This window comes from uncultured Comamonas sp. (genome assembly GCF_964277875.1).
Taxonomy (GTDB): Bacteria; Pseudomonadota; Gammaproteobacteria; order Burkholderiales; family Burkholderiaceae_C; genus Comamonas; species Comamonas sediminis.
Genome location: NZ_CAXYJV010000041.1, coordinates 67,031 through 89,509 on the forward strand (window position 1 = coordinate 67,031; position 22,479 = coordinate 89,509).

The window sequence follows — 22,479 nt, forward strand, 5'->3', positions numbered from 1 at the left end:
TTCGCCCTGTGGCCATGTACCAGCTCGGCGATTGCCGCCGATGCGCACTTCAGTTGTTGAAGGCAACACATGGGCATCTCTAGAACTGTTCAACCGGAGAAAAGCATGGACCCCGATCCTGAGCCTGAAATGCGCTGCTGCCAGCGCCACCTCCCTTTGCACTGCATTACCACCCATCCCCATCGGGCCAACGCCCCGAGGCTGTCACGCATCTAAATGCATGAGAGGCCTTGGCGGCACCTGGCCCCAAGGAGCATCTCATGCTGTTCTTTCACTCCCCATCCAGCGCGCTGCTGCAGCGCGTCATTCGAGCCGCTGTAGCATCTGACGCCCCGTCCGTGCTGTCTGCCTTTCTGGCATCGCAGGGCGACAAGCCCTTTGCCCAGGCGCTGTCTGGCCTGTCTGGCCCGGTCATTGCCGATGCGCTGTCGAAGCTGCCTAGCCCCGAGCGTGCACGGGTGCTACCCCATTTGAGCCGGCTCGCCCGACGCCGCTTACAGAGCGTCGATAGGCCTGCCCGGCTGGCGCCTTATCGGCCCACGGCCCGCTCGCGCGCGCTGTGCTGGATATTTGGCCATCGGGCAGGTCTGCCTGTATCGGTGACGGCTGCAAGCGCCCGCCGCTAACCCCTGCGCTGCGCTTTGCCACACGCAAAGCCTGCAGCCGGCTTATTCCCTACTTGTCAATCCGCCAGGCCTTGGCACGCATTGCGTGTGCCATCGCCAGCGCGGAGCTGCGCCAACCGAGGATGCGCGATGCCGTACTTTCAACACTTCTCGTCCGGTGGACCGCCACCGGCCGCCAATACCGGCCTGAACCTGCACAGCCTTGTCTGGAGCCGGTCTGCACGCCGCCCCTATGCGCTGCCGCTGCAGCCGCCTCCGCCCTGGTCGCGGTATGAGCGCCTCTCTTTTTCGATGCTGGGCGTCACCTGGGGCATCTTGGTGCTCGCCGTGGCGGCTCTGCATTTTGGCAACTACCACCTGGATACCAAAACCTCGTCCACCTCGGGCTCGCACGCCGGTTTCTACGAAAGTGCGAGGTCTCTCAAATCCGATAGCCCCGCGCAGGAGTCTTCCCGATGAACATGCAACACCGATCTGATCTTTTGCAGCCCTCTGCAGGTGCCGCGCGGGAAGCCTTGCCCCAGTGGCTGCGCATCCGAGCCGATGAACCCGGCAGGCTGACCGGCATCCAGCAGAGCCTGGGCCTGGACATTGCCCATGGCCTGCAGCGCAATCTGAGCCAGGATGGCGAATTCAGCTACTTTGCGATCACTTTTCTGGGCGTTGAGCAGGGCCTGAGGAAAGCCAGCCGCGTCATCTTTGTGCTGGGCCCACGCATGTTGGTATCGCTGGAACCCGGCACCGCGCCGCAGGCGCTGGAGACGGCGCAATCCAGGCTGGAGCGCCAAGGGCAAGCCTTGCCGGCATTTGAGAACTTTGCCATGGTGCTCCAGGCCATCAACGATGCGACGGACGAGCTGCTGGATTCGCTCAACAGCGATCTGGGCCGGGTGCTGGTGCAAACCAACTCGGTGTTGAATAGCTTGGAAGCGCGGGACCGCGATTTTGGCGTGAGCGATGTGGTCTCTGCGCAGCTGGACCTGGGCGAAGTCGAAGAGCTGCTGTCCGACTGCCTGGAGAGCCAGTTGCAGCTGGCGCTGGCAGCGCGCCATGCACAGGCGCGCATGCCGCAGGCCGACACCGCTCTTCAAGCGCTCTATGCGACCTTGATCGAGGACATTGAAGCCGTGGAGGACCATGTCAGCTTTGTGCATGACCGCGTGCGGCTGCTGCAAGCAACCAACAACATGGCACTGAACGTCAAGCAGAACCAGATTGTCAAGGTCTTCTCGGTCGTCACAGCCGTGTTTCTACCTGCCATGCTGATTTCCACCTACTACAGCATGAACGTCGCCCGCATGCCCATTCTGGAGTGGCACTACGGCGAGCCCATCACCATCGCGCTGACGGCAGGGCTGGCGTTGCTGCCGCTGCTCTATGTCAAGCACCGTGGCTGGCTGCGCTGAGCCCAGACCTGCCACTGCAAAGACTGCGCTCGGGCTTTTGTCAAAGACCGGTGTGCTGTCTGCGATTTCCCCCACCAGGAGTTATTTCCATGCCGCCAACGACTGACAAGAGCCGCTATACCTACACCACGCTGAACCGCCAACTGGAGGGTTTGGTCTGGAATGCCGACCTGAGCCTGCAGGATGCGGGCGAGGCCGCATCGCAGCGCCGCCAGGCCATCAACGAGGCGCGTGCGAGCCGTCCGCGCACCGCGCAGATCGAGCGCGAGATCATGATCGCGGTGATCGTGCTCTATGCGCTGATTCTGGGCAGCTTCGCCGCGCTGCATCTCTATGGCGGCCATGTGCTGGAGCAACAGAGCCAGGCCGCGCAAGCCGATGCAACCGCCGCGCCGGCAGGCAGCGCCACCCCCGAGGTGCAGCAATGACCGAAGACCGCACCAACCCCCATGCGGCAGGCGGCCTGATGGCGGCGCGCCTGGCCCAGGCTGGCTGGCAGCGGCTGCATACGCAGCAAGCCGAGCCGCTGGCGGCCGAACAACACCTGCATGGACTGGATCTTTCCCCGATCCGAGGCAGAGCCGCGACGCAGGAGGGTGAGTTCATTGTCATCCCGATGGAGCTGGTCGTCTGCCAGCAGGGGGAGTTCCGAGAAACCGTCCTCGTCCTGGCACTGGGCAAGGAGCAGCTGATCAGTGTTGAACAAGGCCCCGCGTTGCATGCGCTGGACCGGGCCAGCGAACAGCTGTTGACCCGCTTGGCCGATGGTGGCGCCCTCGGGCCCGGCACGATGATGCTCTACCTGCTCGAAGCGCTCAACGATGCCGCCCATGCGAGCTTGCGCGCCATCGCCGAGCGCCTGGACGAGCGCAGTGATGCCGTGGCGGCGGCCAGCGGCGGCTTCGACACCGCCCAGCGCCAGGCCGGGGTGGCCGACATTGCCGGCACGGCAATGGCATTGGCAGAAGCCGAGGAACTGGTTGCCAAAGCGGTGGAAGGCCAGCTGATGCTGGCCCGTGCCGGACGTTGGCTGCGGCGTGCTGCAGGGGATGCCCGCTTGGGCCCGCGCCTGACGGTCCTGCTGGCGGACATCCACAGCCTGCGCCGTTATGCCCGGTTTCAGCACGACAAGATCCGCAACCTGCAGCAGTCGCTGATGACCACGTTGGACATCAAGCAAAACCAGGTCATCAAGGTGTTCACCGTAGTGACTGCCGTGTTCACGCCGCCCACGCTGGTCGCTGCGTTCTATGGGCAGAACTTTGCCTACATGCCCGAGCTGGCGTTGCCGTGGGGAGAGTGGATGGTCATGGGGCTCACGGGCCTGTTCGCGCTGGTGCCGCTGGCCTACATCAAACGCAAGGGGTGGATGCGATGACCTGGGACCAGACCTTGCCTTTATGGGCCCGCCTGCACGCCGCCAGCCCCCAGGCGCTTGATGACCTGGGCAGGCACCATGGCATGGACCTGGCGCCGGCCAGCGCGGCGCAGCGACCGGATGCCGGGGCGGCGATACGCATCCGCTGCGCGCGTGTGCAGGACGGGCGCGTGTTGGTGGCCGATCTGCTGTGGCACCAGACCGCAGATGCGCAGACCCTCTACACGGTCGAGACGGGGCACCGCATGCTCCGGCCCGGTCAGGCGCAGCAGCGCTTCAGGGCGCAGGGTTTGCCGGCGGGCAGCGCGCATGCCGTGGCGCTGGTGCTGCTGCACCAGTTGCTGGGCCAGACCGGGCTGGTGCTCGATCGCATGGATGAGGGGCTGACGCGCTCGATGCGCTCGCTGCGCAGCTTCCAGCTTGCGGTGGGTACGCCGGACTCCCGGGGCGCCGAGGACCTGATCGATGTGGACAGCTATCTGTCCATGCTCAGCCGACCGCTGTCGGTCGTGATGCAGGCGCTGGATGATCTGGAACAGGCTGCCAAGCAACTGCGCCGCAGCGTATTGCAGGGCTCGCAGCTCGGGCGTCAGCATGTCGATGCGCTGTTGTCCGAGATCGACGGGGTGCAGCGGCGCAGTCGCTTCATGCTGGAGCGCCAGCGCTTCCACCGCCGCTCGGCCGAGGAAATTGTGGCGATGAGCGACCTGAATGTCACCAAGGTGTTCAGCGTGCTCTGGGCGGCGTTCATCCCCGGCACGGCCCTGATCAACTGGTATGGCCAGAACTTCCGCGTGATGCCCGAACTGTCCTGGGAGGGTTCGCTGTGGACGCAGCTGCTTGCCGTGTTGGTGCTCACCGCGGTACCCGTCTGGATGGTCAAGCAATCGGGTACGCTGCGATGACACGAAACCGTCTTGCTGGCGCCGCACGATCGCACGGGGGAGGCTGGTGCCATGGCCTGCGCAGCCCTTGGTGCTGGTTATCTTCCTGTTTTCTGCAGCCGGGCCGCTGCGCCCGTCGCGCGTTGCAGCAGCGCCCCGGCCCCACTTTTACTGAGCCACCTATGTCACCGTTGTTTTTTGTATGGATTGCTGCGCGCCCGTTGGCGCCCGAGCAGACGCGTATCCGCTGGGCTTGGTGCAGCGCTGCCGCTGTGCTGGCCGCCGTGGTGGCCATGCCCGCCCAGGCGCAAACCCATGTACGCCTGTATGGCACCGTCGATGCGGCGGTCAGTTCAACCCGGGTGAGCGGCGGGCCCACCGAAAACGGCCTTTTGAGCGGAGGCCAGTCGGACTCGCTCTGGGGCCTGCAGGGCCGTGAGGCGCTGGGCGGCGGCAGCTACGCCGCCTTCGCGCTGGAGGGCGGGCTGGATGTTGCCCGTGGTGCGCCCGATGACCCGGCACGGCCGTTCAACTACCAGTCCTGGGTGGGGGTGGGGAGCGCCAGCCTGGGCGAGTTGCGCCTGGGGCGCCAGTACACCGTCGGCCAGGCCTTTGTCAGCGCGATCGAAGTGGGGGCCTGGCGCGATTTTGGCGTGGGTGCCTTGCTGCGGGCCTCCGACAACTACCAGGTGTCCAGACAGATCAGCTGGCGCAGCCCGCAGTGGAGCGGTGTGCAGTTGGGCGCCAGCTACAGCTTTGATGCAGGTGATGCAGCAGCCGCTGATGCGGCCGGCGGCTCTGCCTACAAGCTCTACAGCCTGGCGTTGCGCTATGAGCAAGGCCCCTGGCTGCTGGCCGCCAGCTGGGAGCAAGCCAGTGCGCTGCGCTTGGATGCCCTGGGAGGGCGGCGCCCCAGCGCTGCGCAGCTGGGTGCCAGCTATAACTTTGGTGTGGCGCGCCTGGCAGCGGGCTGGAGCCGCCAGCGCAATGGCTTTGTCGGGCGCAATGGCGGTGATGGCCCGGCGCAGTTGCAGGCGGCCGGGCTCAAGGGCCTGGGGCCTGCCGAGTTCATCGATGGAGGCCGGCTGGACGCGGTCTATCTGGCGGCATCGATTCCGATGGGCCATGGCGAGTTTCAGATGCAGTGGTCCCAGGCACGGCCCAACTGGGCTTGGCAGGACAGCGGCGCACGCGCCAAGACCAGCCAGGTGATGTCGCTGGGCTACATCTACCCGCTGTCGCTGCGCACCTCCCTGTACGCCTTTGCCGCCCATGGCCGGGCCTATGCGATGGATGGGGTTCTGGATGCCAGCCAACCGTCGGTCAGCCAGGTGGCTTTCGGGCTGAACACCCGTTTCTGAGGCGCAGGGACTTCGCTGCACCGCTGGGATCGGCGTGGTAGCCTTTGGCAATCCCTGTAACCCACAGACGCTCTGTTGCTGATGAAGACACCGTCCCTGCCAACCACGCCCCGGCGCCGCCGGGGCCTGCATCTGACCGCCATGGTGCTGGCCCTGGCGCTGCTGTTTTTGATAGACACGGCAACCCGCTATGAAGTGGCCGTGTCGGTCTTCTACACCGTGATCATTCTGGCGATGGCCCATGCGCTGACATGGCGTGGGCTCATCGTGCTGTCAGGCAGCTGCGTTGCGTTGACCTGGCTGAGCTTTCTCATCACCAGCTATGGTGACCAGCGCGCCGGGCTGGTCAACATGCTGATCAGCACGGTGGCGATTGTCATCACCGGCTACCTGGCCTGCACGGCGGAACTGGCGCGCGCGGCGGCGCACGAGGCACAGGCCAGGCTGCTGCGCATCTCGCGCATTCACAGCCTGGAGGGACTGACCACGTCGATTGCGCATGAGCTGAACCAGCCGCTGGCGGCCATCGTCACCAGCGGCCACGCCTGCCAGCGCTGGATGGAGCAGGACCCGCCCCAGCTGGACAAGGCCCGTCAGGCCCTGCAGCGCATCCTTGGCGATGCGGACCGGGCCAGCGGCATCATTGCGCGGGTGCGAAAGCTCAGCAAAGGCGAGCCGGCCAGCACCAGGCCCTTCGTCTTCAACGCCGCCGTGCGTGAAGTGCTGGCCCTGTCGCACGCCGAGATGCAGCGGCTGGACATTGCGATGCGTGCCGATCTGGCGCCCGGATTGCCGCTGGCGCTGGCTGATCCGGTGCAGGTCCAGCAGGTGATCGCCAACCTGGTGCTCAATGCGATGGAGGCGACGGCCTTGGTCGATGTAGCGCGCCGCACCATCCTTGTCGAATCGCTGCAGCAGGCCGACAAGCTGGTGTTCCGCATTTCGGACGGCGGCCCCGGCTTGCCCGCCGGTGCGCAGGAACAGGTATTCGAACCCTTCTGGACCACCAAGCACGAGGGCATTGGCGTCGGGCTGAGCATCAGCCGCAGCATTGTCGAGGCCAATGGCGGCCATATCTGGGCCGAACCACATGCACCGGGCGGGGCGGTGTTCACATTCAGCGTACCGGTGGCACCCGCGGAGGGCGAGGCATGACGGACGCAGCGATGGTCTATGTGGTCGATGACGACAACTCGGTGCGCGCCGCGCTGGAGGATTTGCTCGCATCGGTCGGTCTGCCGGTGCGCGCCTTTGCCTCGGCGGCCCAATTCCTGGCACAGCCGCTGGCCGATGTGCCCGCCTGCCTGGTGCTGGATGTGCGCATGCCGGGGCTGAGCGGCATGGAGTTCCAGCGCCAGATGCAGACCCTGGGATTGCAACTGCCGGTGGTGTTCATCACCGGCCATGGCGATATTGCGATGGGCGTCAAAGCCATGAAAAGCGGCGCCATCGACTTTCTGGCCAAGCCGTTTCGCGACCAGGACCTGCTGGACGCGATCCACCAAGGCATTGCGCAAGACCGCGCCCGGCGCCTGGCGGATGCCGACCGTGCCGAGATCGGCGGACGCTGGCAGACCTTGAGCGACGGCGAGCGCGAGGTGGTGCAACTGGTGGTCAAGGGCCTGTTGAACAAGCAGATTGCACACCAGCTGCAACTCAGCGAAGTGACCGTGAAGGTGCGCCGCGGCAATGCGATGCGCAAGCTGCAGCTGAGCTCGCTGGCCGATCTGGTGCGGTTGACCGAAAAGCTGGGTGTGTAGTGGCCTGGCGCGAAACGGGCGGCACCAGGCGGCCCGGGCCATTCTGAAGCCCGGCTTACGCCATGTTGGCGGCAGGGGTGTTGGGTTCTGCAGGGTTGCTATGTAATTGATAGCTTGAAAGCCCCGTGAGCGGTGCTAAGATATACGTTTTCGCTTGTAAAGATGGTAGCTGCTTGTCGAAGACTGCACGCTGGACCGCCAGGGTCGCCAGTTTGGTCTTAACATGCTGCACCTGCCTTTGTTGCATTGCCGCATGGGCTGCCTGCGGCCGACCGTTGGCCATCCTGCAGGGTTTGCAATTCATCGACAGAACTGAGAAAGATCAGCAGGCGGCGCAGCCTTGACGTGCGACCCCGGCTTGAGCAACACATTACATGCTGGTTCCTTTTTTGATTATGTTGCGCGAGGGCATCGAGGCCGCGCTGATCGTGGGCATCATTGCGAGTTTCCTCCGCCACACGGGCCGTGCCAGGCTGATGCCCGCTGTCTGGGCGGGGGTGTTCCTGGCGCTGGGTCTGTCGCTGTTTGTCGGCGCGGGTCTGCAGTGGATGGCCGCCGAGTTTCCGCAAAAGCAGCAGGAGCTGTTTGAAGCGCTGGTCGGCTTTATCGCCGTGGGCATGCTGACCGGCATGGTGTTCTGGATGCGCAAGGCCTCGCGCTCGATCAAAGGGGAGCTCCAGGCCTCGGTCGACAAGGCGCTCAGCACCTCGGGCAGTGCCAGCTGGGCACTGATCGGCATGGTCTTTTTGGCGGTGGCGCGTGAAGGCGTCGAATCCGTCTTCTTCTTGCTGGCCATCTTCCAGCAAAGCTCGGGCTGGAGTGCCGCAGCGGGCGCCTTCCTCGGCGTGGCGCTGTCGGTGCTGCTGGGCGTGGGCCTCTACAAAGGCGGCGTGCGCATCAATCTGCGCCAGTTCTTCCGCTACACCGGTATCTTTATCCTGGTCGTGGCGGCTGGCCTGCTGGCCGGCGCCGTGCGCCGCCTGCATGAGGCCGGGGTCTGGAACCAGCTGCAGCAAGTGGTATTCGACAGCAGCGCCGTGCTGCCCGAAGACAGCCCGCTGGGTGTCATTCTGGGCGGCCTGCTGGGCTACATGCATGCACCCGTCGCCGGCGAAGTGCTGGCCTGGGCGCTGTACCTGGCCGTGACCTTGGTGATGTTCTTCTGGCCGGTCAAGGCGGCGCCTGCCGTGGCGGGCGCTCCTGCCACGCCCACCCCTGCAGCCGCAGCGGCCGAAGTGGCCGCTGAAGAGCCTGCTCCGCGTCTTGGCCCGGTCGTCCTGGGTAGCGTCGTCGTGTTTCTGCTCGGTGCTGCTGCTTTCTGGCAGGCATCGACGGTGCCGCGTGCCAGCGAGGTTGCAGGCAGCAGTACATCGGTCGATGGCGTGCCGGTGGTGACCATCGAGATCAACCAGGGCACCTGCACCCCCAATGCGGTGACCGTGCCTGCGGGCAAGGTGATTTTCCGCATCGTCAACCAGTCGCAGCGGGCGCTGGAATGGGAAATTCTGGACGGCGTGATGGTGCTCGAAGAGCGCGAGAACATTCTGCCCGGCATGACGCAGCAGCTGAGCGCACGCCTGGTACCCGGCAACTATGAGATGACCTGCGGCCTGCTCAACGCCGCACGCGGCAGCCTGACGGTGACGACGTCGGACGCCTTCAAGGCCGAAGCCGCCAAGCCGCCGGTGACCGCCTTCCTGGGCGCACTGGCCGAGTACCAGGTCTACATGCTGACCGAGACGGCCAGCCTGCAGGAGATGGTCGATGCGCTGCAGCAGCGCCTGGCCCATCCACTGGAAGCCGGTGCCATCTCGCCCGATGGCTACCCCGGCGATGCCCTGCAACTGGCAGCGCTGGCGCGCGGCCAGTACCAAAAGCTGGCCCCGTTGGCGGTGCAGTACGGCGATTTGAATGCCCGCATCGATGCGCGCGCCGCAGACTTTGCGCTGCGTGACAAGGACCCGGCCTTTGTGGGCTTGCAGCGCATTGCCGCCGGTCTGCAAGCGGGCGAGCCGGCTGAGCAGCTGCTGCCGCTGGCCACCAGCCTGCAGCAGGATGTGCAGCAACTGGCCCAGCGCCTGGGCGATGCGGCCTTGCAGCCGCAGTCGATTGCCGCCGCAGCAGCCAAGGCGCTGGAGCGTGCCTCCACGCTGATTCCCGGCGAGGCGACCACGCCCGAACAGGGCCGGGCGGTGCTGCAGTTCGTCTATGGCAGCTGGGCGGCGGCCCACAAGGCCCAGCAAGTGCTGTCCCCGGTACTTGGCAATGCCAACCCGGCCTTGAACCAGCAGTTGCAGGACAGCCTGGCCAAGCTGCGCCAGCGCATCGAAGAGCTGGGCGTGCCCGCCGATGACAGCCAGGTGGCCGACATGGCCGGCCAGGCACTGAACCCGGTGCAGTGCCAGAACCTGGCCCAGGCGCTCTACCAGAGTTCGCAAAACATGGCCAAGGTCAATGCAGCGCTGGGCTTGCAGCCCTAAAGTTTCCGCCTTCTATTTCTACAAATAACATACAGAAAGCACCATATGTCTTGGTTCAAGAACAGGAACGAGTCTCAATCCATCGTCCGCGAGGGCGCCGACCCGTCGCGCCGCCGCTGGCTGGGCGAGGCCGCTGGCGCCATGGGCGCCGGCGTGCTGGCCGGCATGCCCGTGCGCCAGGCGCTGGCTGCCGACGATGCCTCGCCGGGCAAAACCCAGGTGGCCGATGCGCCGCACAGCAGCGTGTCTGCGCAGCGCGTGCCGTTTTACGGCAGGCACCAGGCCGGCATCGTCACGCCCCGGCCGCTGGCCGGCATGGTGGTCAGCTTTGATGTGCTGGCCAGCAACCCGGCAGAGTTGGAGCGCCTGTTCAAGACCTTGACCGAGCGCATCCACTTTCTGACCCAGGGCGGTGCCCAGCCGGTGCTCGACCCCAAGCTGCCGCCGGCGGGCTCTGGCATTCTGGGCCCGGTGGTACAGCCCGATGCACTGACGGTCACCGTGGCCGTGGGCCACAGCCTGTTTGATGACCGCTTTGGCCTGAAGGACCAGCGGCCCAAGCGCCTGACCCCCATGCAGCAGCACCCCAACGATGCGCTGCAGGCCGCGCTCTGCCATGGCGATCTGTCGATCCAGTTCTGCGCCAACACGCCCGATACCAATATCCATGCGCTGCGCGACATCATCAAGAACCTGCCCGATCTGCTGATGGTGCGCTGGAAGCAGGAGGGCTCGGTACCGCCGATCCCCGCTGCCGTGGGCCAGCCCGCTGAGAGCGCGCGCAATTTTCTGGGCTTCCGCGATGGCTCGGCCAACCCACCATCGGACGATGAGGCCATGATGCGCCGCATTGTCTGGGTGCAGCCTGAATCCGACGAGCCCGCCTGGGCCGCGGGCGGCAGCTACCAGGCCGTGCGCATCATCCGCAACTTTGTCGAGCGCTGGGACCGCACGCCGCTGGGCGAGCAGGAGGCCATCATGGGCCGCGACAAGGACAGCGGTGCGCCGCTGGATGCGCGCAAGAAGACCGAGCACGACACGCCGGACTATGCGGCCGATCCCGAAGGCCAGAAGACGCCGATGGACGCCCATATCCGGCTGGCCAACCCGCGCAACCATGGCAGCGAAGCGAACCTGATCCTGCGCCGGCCCTTCAACTATTCGAATGGTGTGACCAAGTCCGGCCAGCTGGAGATGGGCCTACTGTTCATCTGCTACCAGGCCGATCTGGAAAAGGGCTTTGTCACCGTGCAAAAGCGCCTCGACGGCGAGCCGCTCGAAGAATACATCAAGCCCATTGGCGGCGGCTTTTTCTATGTGCTGCCCGGTGTGGCCGATGCCAATGACTGGCTGGGCCGTGGCCTGCTGGCCGCTGCCGCCAACAAGGCCTGATCTCGTTTCCTAACCAGCCACCGGTGTCTGTACGGCAAGGCCTGGGCGCGTTCTTCTTCATGAAGCACGTCAGCCGGGATTTGGCATGGGGATACCGGAAGCCAAAAATTATCAATCTAACAGTCTAGGAGTTCTCGTATGTTTATGCGTCGCCAATTCTTGCAAGGCCTGCTGCTGGCCGGCAGTGCCAGCGTCATCCCCCTGTCCAGCTGGGCAGCAGAAGGCGTGTCTGCGCTGGAGCTGGTCAAGCCGCTGGCGGAGTACAAGCTGTACGTCAACAACAACCTGCGCGAGCTGGTCAAGGGCGTGCAGGCCTTCACCGATGCGGTCAAGGCTGGCAAGATCGAAGAGGCCAAGAAGATGTACGCTGCCGTGCGCCGCCCCTACGAGCGCATCGAGCCGATTGCCGAGCTGTTTGCCGATCTGGACAAGAGCATGGATTCGCGTGCCGACGACCATGAGAAGGCCGAGAAGGACCCGGGCTTCACCGGCTTCCACCGCATCGAGTACGGCCTCTGGGTCGAAAAGAGCACCAAGGGCCTGACCCCTTTTGCCGACAAGCTGCTGGCCGATACCAAGGAACTGCAAAAGCGCGTGAGCGGTTTGACCTTCCCGCCTGAAAAGGTCGTGGGCGGCGCTGCGGTGCTGATGGAAGAGGTGGCGGCCACCAAGATCTCGGGTGAAGAAGAGCGCTACAGCCACACCGACCTGGACGACTTCCAGGCCAACTTCGAAGGTGCGGACAAGATTTTCGAACTGCTGCGCCCCCTGGTCGAGAAGAAGGACAAGGCCTTTGTCGAAAAGACTGCGGCCAACTTCAAGACCGTGTTCGACATCCTGGCCAAGTACCGCAAGCCCGATGGCAGCTTTGAGCTGTACACCAAGCTGGGTGAGGGCGACCGCAAGATCCTGGCAGGCCGCGTCAACACGCTGGCCGAAGACCTGTCCAAGCTGCGCGGCATGCTCGGCCTGAACTGATCACGCCCGCAGGCGCTGAACGATGAACCGTCCCTGTGCTGTGCAAGGGGCGGTTTTTTTATGGCTGACGCAGTTGTCGACCATCAGGCTTTTAGAACAGGCTCTTGGATTGGCCGACAATGGCGGCTGCAATTTGAACCGCTAGCGCTATGAACGACACCACCACCAGCCCCGACGGGGGCGAGACCGACTGGGCCGCCTGGAGCCGCGAGGCCGTCGAGACGATGATGGCCCGCAATACCGAATGGCCACGCCAGTTTGGCCTGCAGAGCGCCCCGCAATACCACTGGGATTTGGAAAGTGCCAGCCTGGTGCTGCAGGCGCCCTTGCATGAGGTGCAGGGCACCGTCTGCCTGGTGGGCACCAGCAGCGAGAGCGAAGGCAGCTTTGTGTGGAGCTGGGCCAATGCCAATATCCCCGCCCAGCATGGCCAGGCCCTGGAGGTCGTGCACGACTTTGGCCGCGAGCACCAGCTGGCCTTGCTGACCACTGCAAGCATCCCCGGTGGCCGGCCCGAGGCAACCGAGTGCCTCTGCATTGCCGCCCGCCTGCAGCGCGCGATCGGCACCTTTATCGACCAGCAAGGCGATATCACGCTGTACTTCAGCATCCTGCATCTGCAAGTGGTGCAGAACCCGGACCAGGCGTTGCAGTAAAGCCCAGCCGTCCACGACTACCCGTCCGCAGCTTGCCGCCCGCGACTGGCCGTCCGCGACTAGCCGTCCGCGACTAGCCGTCCGCGACTAGCTGCCTGCCGGGCAAAGCAAGCCCAGGCTGCGGCCAAAGGGGTCCAGCAGCATCGCCGCTGTAGCCCTCAGGCTGGTCGTCATCGGCCCCCGGTACAGCCGGGCGCCCTGCGCCTGCAGGCGCTCAATGGCCGCGCCCAGGGCGGCCCCTCCCAGTACACCGTGGTGCCGCTCACGCCGCCCGGGCATTTGCCATCGGTGGGATGGAAGCCGATCAAAAGTCCCGGGCCTTGCACAAAGGCATAGTGCGCGTTCTCGTGTTGCACCTCCGCGCCCAAAAGCTGCGCATACCAGGCGGCCGCCGCATCGATATCGGCGACAAACAGCACGACAGACTCCAGCTTCTTGAACAAGGCGATTCCTTTGCTTTGGGGGGCGGTGGTGGGCTGCGCGATGGTGGCATGGCGCAGCGGGGCGCTGGCGGCCGTCGGCCAGCGTTTGTCCTTGGCCGGAGTAATGGTTCTTTGCGGAGCCGCTGGCGCGGATTCATTTCATGTAACTACAATAGTTGCATGAAACACAACAGCCAGTTTTCTGACGTTTTGCATGTGCTGCTGCACCTGGCCGAGGCGCAGACGCCGCTGACCTCCGAGGTCCTGGCGCAGACCATGGACACCAACCCGGTAGTGCTGCGGCGCCTGATGGCCGGCTTGCGCGATGCGGGCATGGTCTCGTCCGGCAAGGGCCATGGGGGCGGCTGGCTGATTGCGCCCGGCTGGGGCGAGACGACATTGCGCGACATCCACCAGGCGCTGGGCGCGCCGGCGCTGGTGTCGCTGGGCTTTCGCGAGGACCACCCCGAATGCCTGGTCGCACAGGTGGTCAACCAGTCGCTGCGCAGCGCCATGCAGGAGGCCGAGGCCTCGTTGCTGGCCAAGCTGGGCGGCATCACTTTGGCGCAGCTGTCTGCCCAGATCGGCGCTTCGCTGCGCGCGCACCGGCTGGCCAAAACATCCACTTCCCACCGTATAGAGGACCACCATGGACATTCACACTGATTTCGCCATCGTCGGCGGCAGCTACGCCGGCATGTCGGCGGCGTTGCAGCTGGCGCGGGCGCGCCGCCAGGTCACCGTCATCGATGCCGGCCTGCGCCGCAACCGCTTTGTCGACGAGGCAGGCAGCACCTCGCACGGCTTTTTGTCGCGCGACGGTGTGGCGCCTGCCGAGCTGTGGACGCAGGCACGCACGCAATTGCTGCAGTACCCCAGCGTGCGCTGGATCGGCGGCCAGGCCGAGCAGGCCCGGGTGCTGCCCAGCGGCGAACTGTCGCTACAGGTAGGCGGCCAGTTGCTGGTGGCGCGCCGCCTGGTGCTGGCCACCGGTGTGCGCGATGAGCTGCCCGCCGTGCCCGGCCTGGCCGAGCGCTGGGGCCACAGCGTGTTCCATTGCCCGTATTGCCATGGCTACGAGGTGGGTGGCGGCGCCATCGGGGTGATTGCCGCGTCGCCAATGGCCCACCACCATGCGATGATGCTGCCCGATTGGGGCCCGACCACCTTGTTTCTCAATGGCGTCTACGCGCCGACGGAGGCAGATCTGGCCGATTTCGCCCGGCGCGGCACCCAGATCGAGGCGACGCCGGTGCAGCGCATCGATGGTTTTGCGGATGTGGTGCTGGCCGATGGCCGCAGCATCCGCATGCAAGGCCTGTTTACCCAGCCACGCACCTCGCCCGCCAGCCCGCTGGCGCAGCAGCTCGGTTGCGTGCTGGCCGATGGCCCGATGGGCCCCTATGTGCAGGTGGATGCGATGCAGCAGACCAGCGTGGCCAACGTGTTCGCCTGCGGTGATGCTGCGCGTACAGCGGGCAGCATTGCGCTGTCGGTGGCGGATGGTGCGATGGCCGGGGTGGCCGCGCACCGCGCATCGATGTTCTGAGCCAAGGGCCGGATGCAGATAACGCCCTCTGGAGGGCGTTTTTTCTTGGGCAGATTGCAGCAGCTCGTTGGTCAGCTGGGCTTCCAGCCCTCGGGCACGCGCGGCCGGTCGATCTTGGCCAGCTCGCAGACCACATCGGCGATGCCCGAGAAATCAATGCCACCAAACTGGCTGGCACGCGCCAGGCTGAAGGATTCATGCACGGCGGCAGCCACCGGCATCGGCACCCGGGCGGCATGCGCGGCGCCCACGACCAGCGACAAATCCTTGTGCGCCAGATCGATGGTAAAGCCCGGCGAGGTATCGCCGGCCAGCACCTTGTTGGGAAAGTTCATGCGCAGCTGGCCATTGTTGGCCGAGGTGCCCAGCAGCACCTGCAGGGTTTTGCTGATGTCGAGCCCAAAGCGCTGCGACAGGGCCAGTGCCTCGGCATTGACCTGGCACAAGGTGATGGCCACATAGTTGTTGACCAGCTTGGTGCGGCCGCCGGAGCCGACCGGGCCGCAGTGGTAGGTGGTGGTGCCCATGGCATCGAGCAGGGGCTTGACCTTGGCGAAATCGGCGTCGCTCGCGCCCACCATGAACAGGCTCTCGCCCCGGTCGGCATGCTCGGCCAGGCGGCCTACGGGTGCGTCCACCACGGTCATCTGGCGGCCGGCGGCTGCTTTGCTGAGCCGGTCGGTGGCGAGTGGGTCGATGGTGCTCATGTCCAGCAGGATGGTGCCGGGCAGTGCATTGGCAAAGATGCCGTCGGCGCCCTGGGCGATCTGCTCGACCTCGACCGAGGATGGCAGCATGGTGATGACCACCGAGCAGCGGCGTGCCATCTCCGGCACCGTGGCGGCCTCTGCGCCCAGTGCTACCAAGGCCTGCACGGCCTCGGGGTTGAGGTCGGCCACCAACAGGCTGAAGCCTTTTTTCTGCAGATTGGCGGCCATGGAGCGGCCCATGCGTCCCAAGCCGATAAAACCGATGCTGTCTGTCATGGTGTGGTTCTCCTGCGAAAAGTTCTAAGTTGCACGAGGAATGGAAAGAGGGCTCAGTACGCGATGTAGGCCGACTTGGTGCTGGTGTAGAAATCGACCGCATAGCGCCCTTGCTCGCGCGGCCCGTAGCTGGAGGCGCGCGTGCCGCCAAAGGGCACGTGGTAGTCCAGCCCGGCGGTGGGCAGGTTGACCATGGCCAGCCCGCTGCGCACATGCAGGCGGAAGTGGTTGGCTGCGCGCAGCGAGGTTGTGCAGATGCCGGCCGAGAGGCCAAAGCGCGTGTCATTGGCCGTCGCCAGTGCTTCGTCGTAATCAGCGACCTTGATGACGGTGGCGACCGGGCCAAAGATCTCTTCCTGGTTGATGCGCATCGCGTTGTGGCTGCAGGTGAACAGGGCCGGCCGCACAAAGTAGCCCGGTGTGGCTGCTTCCACCGGCGTGCCGCCTTCGACCAGCTCAGCACCTTCGCGCTTGCCCAGGTCCAGGTAGTGCTGGATCTTGTCGAACTGCGACTGGTTGATGACCGGGCCGATCTGCGTGGCCTTGTCCAGGCTGTTGCCGACGACCATGGCTCGCATGCGCGCGGTCAGCGCATCGACAAAACGTTCATGGATCCGCTCGGTGACGATGAGCCGGCTGGACGCGGTGCAGCGCTGGCCGGCCGAGAAGAAGGCGCCGTTGAGCGCGCATTCGACGGCCACATCCAGGTCGGCATCGTCCAGCACCACCAGTGGGTTCTTGCCGCCCATCTCCAGCTGCAGGCGGATCATCTCGCCGATGGCGGTCTGCGCAATGCTCTGGCCCACATGCACGCTGCCGGTGAAGGACACCGCATCGACGCCGCTCAGCAACCCCTGCGCCGCATGCTTGCCGCTGCCGTTGACCAGGTTGGCCACGCCGGGCAGCAGGCCTTGTTCATCCAGAATGCGGAACAGCGCATGGGCCACGCCGGGCGTGTATTCCGAGGGTTTGAGCACCACGGTGTTGCCAAAGGCCAGCGCCGGCGCAATCTTCCAGGCGGGGATGGCGATCGGAAAGTTCCAGGGTGTGATCAGGCTCACGACGCCCAGTGCATGGCGGCTGATCTGCACGCCGATGTCCGGCCGCACCGACGGCAGGCTCTCGCCGCCATAGCGCAGGCATTCTCCAGCAAAGAACTGGAAGATCTGCGCCGCGCGCACCACCTCGCCCAGGCCTTCGGCCAGGGTCTTGCCCGCTTCGCGCGAGACCAGCAGGCCCAGGCTGTCCTTCTGCGCCATCATCTGGTTGGCCACGCGCTGCAGAAAGTCCGAGCGCATCTGCGTGGTGGTGTGCTGCCAGCGCCCAAAGGCGGCGCGCGCAGCGGCCACGGCCTGCTGCATCTGCGCGGCGTCGGCCGCCGCATACTCGCCCACCAGCTCACGGGTGTCGGAGGGGTTCCAGCTCTGGATGGTGCTGGCGCCCGCCAGCCACTGGCCATTGATCAGGTTCTCGTACATGTCTCACTCCCAAGGGGATAGGTGGCGCTGCGCAGCTGATGGGCGTGCAGCGCTGGCAGTCGGCAAGCGCGAGCCGGGCTTCAGGCTGCTGGCTTGAGCAGCGGGCAGGCACCTTCCTTGGACGGTGCATAGGCCTTGTCGCCGGGGATGGTGCTGACCACCTTGTAGTAGTCCCAGGGTTTGGTCGATTCGGCCGGCTTTTTCACCTGCATCAGGTACATGTCATGCACCATGGCGCCGTCGGCACGGATGTAGCCTTTGGCAAACATGTCGTCGATGGGCAGCGACTTGAGCGCGGCCATCACCTGGTCGGGGTCGGTGCTGCCGGCCTTCTGCACCGCCTTCAGGTAGGTGGTGGTGGCTGAGTAGTCGCCCGCCTGGAAGGTGGTGGGCATCTTCTTGTTCTTGTCGTAGAAGCGCTGTGAGAACGCTCGCGAGGCATCGCTCATGTCCCAGTACCAGCCCTCGGTCAGGTACATGCCGCCGGTGGTGCCCAGGCCCAGGCTGTGGATGTCGGTGATGAAGGCCATCAGCGCGGCGACGTTCATCTTCTTGTCGATGCCAAATTCCTTGGCGGTCTTGATGGCGTTGATGGTGTCGCCGCCGCCATTGGCCAGGCCCATCACCTTGGCGCCCGAGCTCTGCGCCTTCATCACATAGGACGAGAAATCGGAGGTGCTGAGCGGATGGCGGATAGCGCCCACCACATTGCCGCCGGTTTGCTTGACCACATTCATCGCGGCCTGCTCCATCGAATGGCCGAAGGCATAGTCCGAGGTGAGGAAGTACCAGTCCTTGTAGCCCTGGCCCACCAGTGCAGCGGCGGTGCCGCGTGCCTGGGCCGAGGTGGAATAGGTGTAGCGCACCATATAGGGCTGGCAGGCCTCTTCGGTCAGCGAATCGGCACCGGCACCAGCGCTGATGAAGACCTTCCTCTTGTCCTTGGACAGATTGCTGATCGCCAGCGACACGGCCGAGTTCGAGCCACCGATGATCAGATCCACATTGTCGTTGTCCCACCATTGGCGCGCCTTGGATGCGGCGATGTCGGCCTTGTTTTGGTGGTCAGCCGAGATGATCTCGATCTTGCGCCCCAGCACCTTACCGCCAAAATCGGCCACTGCCATGCGGATGGCGTCCAGTCCACCGGGCCCGTCAAAGTCCGAGTACAGGCCCGACATGTCGGTGATGAAGGCGATCTTGACCTTGTCGGGTGCGGCCTGGGCGCCGCTGGCGAGCAGGGCGGCCACGGCCAGGGCGGCGGCGGTCAGGGGTCCTTGTGCTTTTCTCATGGTTTTGTCTCCTAGAGCTGTTGGACGAAGGGCCTGCGGTGCTCTGTGTCACCTGCTAGGCGCGGGAACTAACGCAGTACAAAGGGGTTGCTGGTGGTCGCTCCGCTGTTGATCCAGACCGACTTGGTCTGCAGGTATTCGTAGATCGCGCTCTGGCCGTTTTCACGGCCCAGGCCCGAATCCTTGTAGCCGCCAAAGGGCGCCATAAAGCTCACAGCCCGGTAGGTGTTGACCCAGACCGTGCCCGCCTGCAGGCGCTCGGACATGCGCAGCGCGCAGCCGATGTCGCTGGTCCAGACGGCAGCGGCCAGGCCAAAGCGCACATCGTTGGCAATGCGCAGCGCATCGGCCTCGTCGTCAAAGGGGATGACCGAGAGCACCGGGCCAAACACCTCTTCCTGCGCAATGCGCATGCCGTTGTGCACCTGGGTGAGGATGGTGGGCTCGATGAACCAGCCCTTGCCGCATTCAGCACGCGTGGCCTTGGCGCCGCCCAGCACCACCTGGGCCCCTTCGGCCTTGGCGATCTCGATGTACGACAGCACTTTCTCGTACTGGGGCAGGGTGGTGACCGGGCCCACCTGGGTCTCCAGGCTCATCGGGTCGCCCATGCGGGCAGTGGCGGCAAAGGCCACCAGACGCTCGACAAAGGCATCGTGGATGCTGCGCTGAACCAAAAGCCGTGATCCGGCGATACAAGTCTGGCCCGTCGCGGCAAAGATGCCCGAGATCGCGCCATACATGGCCTGCTCCAGATCGGCATCGGCAAACACGATGTTGGGGGACTTGCCGCCCAGTTCCATGGAGCTGTGCTTGAGCTGGGCTGCTGCTGCCTGGTTGATGGCGCGGCCCGTCACATCGGAGCCGGTGAAGCTGACCTTGGCGACCAGCGGGTGCGCCACCAGCGCGCTGCCGACTTGCGCGCCATAGCCGGTGACCACATTGAACACGCCGGGCGGAAAGCCGGCCTCGTTGAACAGTTCGGCAAATTCCAGGGTCGAGGCCGAGGTGAACTCCGAGGGCTTGACCACCACGGTGCAACCCGCTGCCAGGGCTGGCGCAATCTTCCAGGCCAGCAGGAACAGCGGGGAGTTCCAGGGCGTGATCGCAGCCACCACCCCCAGCGGCTCATGCCGGGTAAAGGCGAAATAGCCTTTCTTGTCCAGCGGCAAGGTCGCTCCTTGCACCTTGTCCGCCAGACCGCCGTAGTAGTGGAACCACTGCGGGATGTACTGCAGCTGGCCGCGCATCTCGGCGAACAGCTTGCCGTTGTCCATCACTTCGGTGCGGGCGAGCTTCTCGGCATCGCGCTCGATCAAGCTGGCCAGCTTGCGCAGCAAGGCGCCGCGCTCGGTCGCGCTCAGCTGTGGCCAGGCACCGCTGCTAAATGCGGTGTGCGCCGCCTGCACGGCCGCGTCCACATCGGCGGCGCTGCCGTCCGGTATTTCGGCCCAGGCCTCTCCGGTGTAGGGGTTGAGGCTGGCAATCCATTGGCCGTTGGCAGGCGGCTGCGCCTGGCCGGCAATCTGAAGGGAGTAGCGTTTCATGGCAAAGGGCGTTCGGGGGCTGCGGGCAGCTCGGGGTGGTGCTGGATAGCGCTGAGTAGGGATGCCGGCCGGCATCCCCGCCAAAGGCTAGAACGGCTGCAGGCCCAGCGCGCTGCGGAAGCGGTTCTTGATGAAGGGGCCATCGCGCGGCGGCAGCGCGCGCGGTGGTTCATCGGCATGCACGATGGCCTGCACAAAGGTGGTGGCCTTGCGGGCATTGATGTGCTCGGCCAGTGCATCGGCCTGGTCCACGGTCTGCAGCTGCTGCACCTCGGCAATGCCAAAGCCGCGCGCCACGGCCACCAGGTCGGTGCCCAGGCTGCTATGGCTTATTTGCATGCCGGTCTCGCCGTAGTGGCCGTTGTCCAGCACCACGATGCTGAGGTTGGCAGGTGACTTGGCGGCAATCGTGGCCAGGCTGCCAATGCCCATCATCTGCTCGCCATCCCCGGTGATGACGACCACCGGGCGTGTGGGCTGGGCCAGCGCAATGCCCAGGGCTACCGAGGAGGCACCGCCCATCGCGCCCCAGAGGTAGTAGTTGTGGTCGCGGTCGCCCGCGGCAAACACATCGTAGGAGGCGGAGCCCAGGCCGGTGACGACCAGCGCATCGGGGGTCTTGGCCAGCAGGCGCGCCACAAACGGGCGGCGGTCCATCGCGGCGGAATTCTCGCGGGTCTGCATTACTTTCTCTCCCATTTCTTGCGGCCGATCACGTCCTGGCCAATCAGCACGGCAATGCGGGCGCCGGCCATGAAGGCGCCGTCCAGCGCTGCGCTGACGACCTCTTGCGCATCTTCGGGGCGGCGCACGCGCATCACATGGATGCCCATGAGCTCCATGGCCGCCTGGGTGGCGCGGCCCATTGGCGCCTGCCAGGGGTTGAACTCCGCGTACTCGCCGCGCATCGTGACGATGGTGACAAAGGGGATGTCAGCGGCGCTGAGCAGCGAGAACATGTTGATGCAGTTGCCGACACCGCTGCTTTGCATCAGCAACACCGCGCGCTGGCCGCCCAGCCAGGCGCCGGCCGCCACGGCCACGCCTTCTTCTTCGGTGGTCAACGCCACATCGGTGATCTCGGGATCGGCGATCGCGCTCTTGATGACATAGGAGTGGCCGGCATCGGGCACATAGGCCACTTGCTGCACGCCGGCATCCTTGATGGCCTGAAAAATGTCTTTTTGCCAGGGGGGTGGGTTGGGGTTGGCGTTCATCTGCTTTCCGTTGTGTGAACCAGTGAAGGAATCATAAAATGTGATGATGTGATTTGAATAATCACCATTTTTGATACCACTATCACGCAATCTGATCGAGGCTGCAGCATGGATTTCAAGCAACTCAAGGCCTTCTTGACCGTCGCCGACACCGGCAGCGTGACCCGCGCATCGGAGCTGCTGCATGTGGTGCAGCCAGCGGTGTCGCGCCAGTTGAAGCTGCTGGAGGAAGACCTGGGCTGCGCGCTGTTTGAGCGCGAGCGCCATGGCATGGTGCTGACCGAGCAGGGCCAGGAGCTGGCCAGCTATGCGCGCCGCGCTTTTGGCGAGCTGGAGAAAGCGCGGCTGCAGCTGGCCGGCACGCAAGCCGAGGTGACGGGCCTGGTCACCATCGGCCTGCTACCCAGCACCTGCGATGTCGTTTCGAGCGCGCTGGTGGCGGCGATGGCCAGCCGCTACCCAGGCATCAAGCTGCGCCTGACGGTGGCCTATGCGGGCACGCTGCGGCCCTGGCTGGCCAGCGGCCAAGTCGATGTGGCCTTGCTGTATGCGGCCGATAAGCAGCCCGACCTGGTGCTGGAGCCGCTGATCGAAGAAGCGCTGTGGGGCCTGGGGCCCAAGGGCTGCGGCATCGCCGGCGCCAAGGCTGTGCCGATGGCCGATATGGCGCGCCGCGCGCTGGTGCTGCCCAGCAACCCGCATGGCATCCGCCTGCTGGTGGAGCATGCCTGCGCGCTGGAGAACCTGCAACTCAATATCTGCGTGGAGACCGACGCGCTGCCAGTGCAGCGCAGCGTGGTGATCGATGGCCTGGGCTACACCATCTTGCCGCCCATCGCGGTGGTGAGCGATCTGGCCGCCGGCAGGCTGGAGGGCGCGCCGCTGACCGAGCCCGAGCTCAAGCGGGTGATTGCGCTGGGCTATGCGGCAAACCGCAGCCTGACCCGGCCGGTGCGTGCCACCGTGGCGGTGCTGCGCCAGATTCTGGAGGCGGCCGTGGCATCGGGCGGCTGGCCCAGCGGCCAATGGCTGGCTGCGGCATCGGCCAGTGCTCCGCAGGCATAAAA

22 protein-coding genes are annotated in these 22,479 nt (G+C 65.2%); 15 read left to right on the forward strand and 7 right to left on the reverse strand.

The features are described from left to right. Nucleotides 1–755: 755 nt before the first annotated feature. The 12 genes from ACHWUQ_RS15785 to ACHWUQ_RS15840 all read left to right on the forward strand — a co-directional run bounded on the left by ACHWUQ_RS15785 (nucleotide 756) and on the right by ACHWUQ_RS15840 (nucleotide 12,921). Nucleotides 756–1,085, forward strand: a complete 330-nt coding sequence (locus ACHWUQ_RS15785) for a hypothetical protein (protein ID WP_394681700.1) — start codon at nucleotides 756–758, stop codon at nucleotides 1,083–1,085. Next, the gene (locus ACHWUQ_RS15790) at nucleotides 1,082–2,032 is read left to right on the forward strand and encodes a CorA family divalent cation transporter (protein WP_394681701.1); all 951 of its coding nucleotides are present in this window, start codon (nucleotides 1,082–1,084) and stop codon (nucleotides 2,030–2,032) included. The genes ACHWUQ_RS15785 and ACHWUQ_RS15790 overlap by 4 nt, the downstream gene beginning before the upstream one ends. Before the next feature lie 89 nt (nucleotides 2,033–2,121). Further along, nucleotides 2,122–2,460: a hypothetical protein gene (locus ACHWUQ_RS15795; RefSeq protein WP_312462777.1), complete on the forward strand. Its 339-nt coding sequence runs from the start codon at nucleotides 2,122–2,124 to the stop codon at nucleotides 2,458–2,460. Further along, nucleotides 2,457–3,410 (forward strand): CorA family divalent cation transporter, encoded by a 954-nt coding sequence (locus tag ACHWUQ_RS15800; RefSeq protein WP_394681702.1) that lies wholly within the window; start codon nucleotides 2,457–2,459, stop codon nucleotides 3,408–3,410. The genes ACHWUQ_RS15795 and ACHWUQ_RS15800 overlap by 4 nt, the downstream gene beginning before the upstream one ends. Continuing rightward, nucleotides 3,407–4,315 carry a CorA family divalent cation transporter gene (locus ACHWUQ_RS15805; protein WP_394681703.1) on the forward strand — a complete coding sequence of 303 codons (909 nt, stop codon included), beginning with the start codon at nucleotides 3,407–3,409 and terminating at the stop codon, nucleotides 4,313–4,315. The genes ACHWUQ_RS15800 and ACHWUQ_RS15805 overlap by 4 nt, the downstream gene beginning before the upstream one ends. 161 nt (nucleotides 4,316–4,476) lie before the next feature. Next, complete coding sequence (locus ACHWUQ_RS15810) at nucleotides 4,477–5,655, forward strand: porin (protein ID WP_394681704.1); 1,179 nt, start codon at nucleotides 4,477–4,479, stop codon at nucleotides 5,653–5,655. A gap of 81 nt (nucleotides 5,656–5,736) precedes the next feature. Then, nucleotides 5,737–6,810 (forward strand): sensor histidine kinase, encoded by a 1,074-nt coding sequence (locus ACHWUQ_RS15815; RefSeq protein WP_394681705.1) that lies wholly within the window; start codon nucleotides 5,737–5,739, stop codon nucleotides 6,808–6,810. Beyond that, on the forward strand, nucleotides 6,807–7,415 hold the full coding sequence (locus ACHWUQ_RS15820) for a response regulator transcription factor (RefSeq protein ID WP_312529706.1): 609 nt from the start codon (nucleotides 6,807–6,809) through the stop codon (nucleotides 7,413–7,415). Before ACHWUQ_RS15815 ends, ACHWUQ_RS15820 begins: the two co-directional genes overlap by 4 nt. Before the next feature lie 374 nt (nucleotides 7,416–7,789). Next, entirely contained in the window at nucleotides 7,790–9,895 is a 2,106-nt protein-coding gene (efeU, locus tag ACHWUQ_RS15825; protein ID WP_394681706.1) for an iron uptake transporter permease EfeU, read from the forward strand. Between the two features lie 45 nt (nucleotides 9,896–9,940). Continuing rightward, nucleotides 9,941–11,287: an iron uptake transporter deferrochelatase/peroxidase subunit gene (gene efeB, locus ACHWUQ_RS15830; RefSeq protein WP_394681707.1), complete on the forward strand. Its 1,347-nt coding sequence runs from the start codon at nucleotides 9,941–9,943 to the stop codon at nucleotides 11,285–11,287. A 138-nt stretch (nucleotides 11,288–11,425) separates the two neighbouring features. Then, nucleotides 11,426–12,265: an iron uptake system protein EfeO gene (gene efeO, locus ACHWUQ_RS15835; RefSeq protein ID WP_394681708.1), complete on the forward strand. Its 840-nt coding sequence runs from the start codon at nucleotides 11,426–11,428 to the stop codon at nucleotides 12,263–12,265. A 149-nt stretch (nucleotides 12,266–12,414) separates the two neighbouring features. Beyond that, entirely contained in the window at nucleotides 12,415–12,921 is a 507-nt protein-coding gene (locus tag ACHWUQ_RS15840) for a DUF6882 domain-containing protein (RefSeq protein ID WP_394681709.1), read from the forward strand. Nucleotides 12,922–13,091: 170 nt separating this feature from the next. On the opposite strand, the gene ACHWUQ_RS15845 is transcribed toward ACHWUQ_RS15840, so the two are convergent. Then, the gene (locus tag ACHWUQ_RS15845) at nucleotides 13,092–13,364 is read right to left on the reverse strand and encodes a VOC family protein (protein ID WP_394681710.1); all 273 of its coding nucleotides are present in this window, start codon (nucleotides 13,362–13,364) and stop codon (nucleotides 13,092–13,094) included. Between the two features lie 159 nt (nucleotides 13,365–13,523). Between ACHWUQ_RS15845 and ACHWUQ_RS15850 the strand changes: the two genes are divergently transcribed. Continuing rightward, nucleotides 13,524–14,009 carry an Rrf2 family transcriptional regulator gene (locus ACHWUQ_RS15850; protein WP_312529694.1) on the forward strand — a complete coding sequence of 162 codons (486 nt, stop codon included), beginning with the start codon at nucleotides 13,524–13,526 and terminating at the stop codon, nucleotides 14,007–14,009. Beyond that, the gene (locus ACHWUQ_RS15855) at nucleotides 13,993–14,892 is read left to right on the forward strand and encodes an NAD(P)/FAD-dependent oxidoreductase (RefSeq protein ID WP_394681711.1); all 900 of its coding nucleotides are present in this window, start codon (nucleotides 13,993–13,995) and stop codon (nucleotides 14,890–14,892) included. The genes ACHWUQ_RS15850 and ACHWUQ_RS15855 overlap by 17 nt, the downstream gene beginning before the upstream one ends. A 71-nt stretch (nucleotides 14,893–14,963) precedes the next feature. Here the strand turns inward: ACHWUQ_RS15855 and ACHWUQ_RS15860 are convergent, their stop codons facing one another. From ACHWUQ_RS15860 to ACHWUQ_RS15885, 6 genes are all read right to left on the reverse strand, one after another. After that, nucleotides 14,964–15,878, reverse strand: a complete 915-nt coding sequence (locus tag ACHWUQ_RS15860; protein ID WP_394681712.1) for an NAD(P)-dependent oxidoreductase — start codon at nucleotides 15,876–15,878, stop codon at nucleotides 14,964–14,966. A gap of 53 nt (nucleotides 15,879–15,931) precedes the next feature. Next, nucleotides 15,932–17,356 carry an aldehyde dehydrogenase family protein gene (locus tag ACHWUQ_RS15865; RefSeq protein ID WP_394681713.1) on the reverse strand — a complete coding sequence of 475 codons (1,425 nt, stop codon included), beginning with the start codon at nucleotides 17,354–17,356 and terminating at the stop codon, nucleotides 15,932–15,934. A gap of 80 nt (nucleotides 17,357–17,436) precedes the next feature. Next, complete coding sequence (locus ACHWUQ_RS15870) at nucleotides 17,437–18,648, reverse strand: ABC transporter substrate-binding protein (RefSeq protein WP_394681714.1); 1,212 nt, start codon at nucleotides 18,646–18,648, stop codon at nucleotides 17,437–17,439. Nucleotides 18,649–18,716: 68 nt separating this feature from the next. After that, nucleotides 18,717–20,195 (reverse strand): aldehyde dehydrogenase, encoded by a 1,479-nt coding sequence (locus ACHWUQ_RS15875; protein WP_394681715.1) that lies wholly within the window; start codon nucleotides 20,193–20,195, stop codon nucleotides 18,717–18,719. Nucleotides 20,196–20,282: 87 nt separating this feature from the next. Continuing rightward, complete coding sequence (locus tag ACHWUQ_RS15880) at nucleotides 20,283–20,879, reverse strand: thiamine pyrophosphate-dependent enzyme (RefSeq protein ID WP_394681716.1); 597 nt, start codon at nucleotides 20,877–20,879, stop codon at nucleotides 20,283–20,285. Continuing rightward, nucleotides 20,879–21,412, reverse strand: coding sequence for a thiamine pyrophosphate-binding protein (locus ACHWUQ_RS15885; RefSeq protein ID WP_021025876.1), 534 nt, complete (start codon nucleotides 21,410–21,412; stop codon nucleotides 20,879–20,881). The genes ACHWUQ_RS15880 and ACHWUQ_RS15885 overlap by 1 nt, the downstream gene beginning before the upstream one ends. A 108-nt stretch (nucleotides 21,413–21,520) precedes the next feature. On the opposite strand from ACHWUQ_RS15885, the gene ACHWUQ_RS15890 reads away from it, so the two are divergent. Next, a complete protein-coding gene (locus tag ACHWUQ_RS15890) occupies nucleotides 21,521–22,477 on the forward strand; it encodes a LysR substrate-binding domain-containing protein (RefSeq protein WP_394681717.1) in 957 nt (318 codons plus the stop codon). The last annotated feature ends 2 nt before the right edge of the window (nucleotides 22,478–22,479 follow it).

Coding starts and splice junctions, on each gene's coding strand:
- ACHWUQ_RS15785 (WP_394681700.1), top strand. CDS start 756: ATGCCGTACTTTCAACACTTCTCGTCCGGTGGACCGCCACCGGCCGCC.
- ACHWUQ_RS15790 (WP_394681701.1), top strand. CDS start 1,082: ATGAACATGCAACACCGATCTGATCTTTTGCAGCCCTCTGCAGGTGCC.
- ACHWUQ_RS15795 (WP_312462777.1), top strand. CDS start 2,122: ATGCCGCCAACGACTGACAAGAGCCGCTATACCTACACCACGCTGAAC.
- ACHWUQ_RS15800 (WP_394681702.1), top strand. CDS start 2,457: ATGACCGAAGACCGCACCAACCCCCATGCGGCAGGCGGCCTGATGGCG.
- ACHWUQ_RS15805 (WP_394681703.1), top strand. CDS start 3,407: ATGACCTGGGACCAGACCTTGCCTTTATGGGCCCGCCTGCACGCCGCC.
- ACHWUQ_RS15810 (WP_394681704.1), top strand. CDS start 4,477: ATGTCACCGTTGTTTTTTGTATGGATTGCTGCGCGCCCGTTGGCGCCC.
- ACHWUQ_RS15815 (WP_394681705.1), top strand. CDS start 5,737: ATGAAGACACCGTCCCTGCCAACCACGCCCCGGCGCCGCCGGGGCCTG.
- ACHWUQ_RS15820 (WP_312529706.1), top strand. CDS start 6,807: ATGACGGACGCAGCGATGGTCTATGTGGTCGATGACGACAACTCGGTG.
- efeU (WP_394681706.1), top strand. CDS start 7,790: ATGCTGGTTCCTTTTTTGATTATGTTGCGCGAGGGCATCGAGGCCGCG.
- efeB (WP_394681707.1), top strand. CDS start 9,941: ATGTCTTGGTTCAAGAACAGGAACGAGTCTCAATCCATCGTCCGCGAG.
- efeO (WP_394681708.1), top strand. CDS start 11,426: ATGTTTATGCGTCGCCAATTCTTGCAAGGCCTGCTGCTGGCCGGCAGT.
- ACHWUQ_RS15840 (WP_394681709.1), top strand. CDS start 12,415: ATGAACGACACCACCACCAGCCCCGACGGGGGCGAGACCGACTGGGCC.
- ACHWUQ_RS15850 (WP_312529694.1), top strand. CDS start 13,524: ATGAAACACAACAGCCAGTTTTCTGACGTTTTGCATGTGCTGCTGCAC.
- ACHWUQ_RS15855 (WP_394681711.1), top strand. CDS start 13,993: ATGGACATTCACACTGATTTCGCCATCGTCGGCGGCAGCTACGCCGGC.
- ACHWUQ_RS15860 (WP_394681712.1), bottom strand. CDS start 15,878: ATGACAGACAGCATCGGTTTTATCGGCTTGGGACGCATGGGCCGCTCC.
- ACHWUQ_RS15865 (WP_394681713.1), bottom strand. CDS start 17,356: ATGTACGAGAACCTGATCAATGGCCAGTGGCTGGCGGGCGCCAGCACC.
- ACHWUQ_RS15870 (WP_394681714.1), bottom strand. CDS start 18,648: ATGAGAAAAGCACAAGGACCCCTGACCGCCGCCGCCCTGGCCGTGGCC.
- ACHWUQ_RS15875 (WP_394681715.1), bottom strand. CDS start 20,195: ATGAAACGCTACTCCCTTCAGATTGCCGGCCAGGCGCAGCCGCCTGCC.
- ACHWUQ_RS15880 (WP_394681716.1), bottom strand. CDS start 20,879: ATGCAGACCCGCGAGAATTCCGCCGCGATGGACCGCCGCCCGTTTGTG.
- ACHWUQ_RS15885 (WP_021025876.1), bottom strand. CDS start 21,412: ATGAACGCCAACCCCAACCCACCCCCCTGGCAAAAAGACATTTTTCAG.
- ACHWUQ_RS15890 (WP_394681717.1), top strand. CDS start 21,521: ATGGATTTCAAGCAACTCAAGGCCTTCTTGACCGTCGCCGACACCGGC.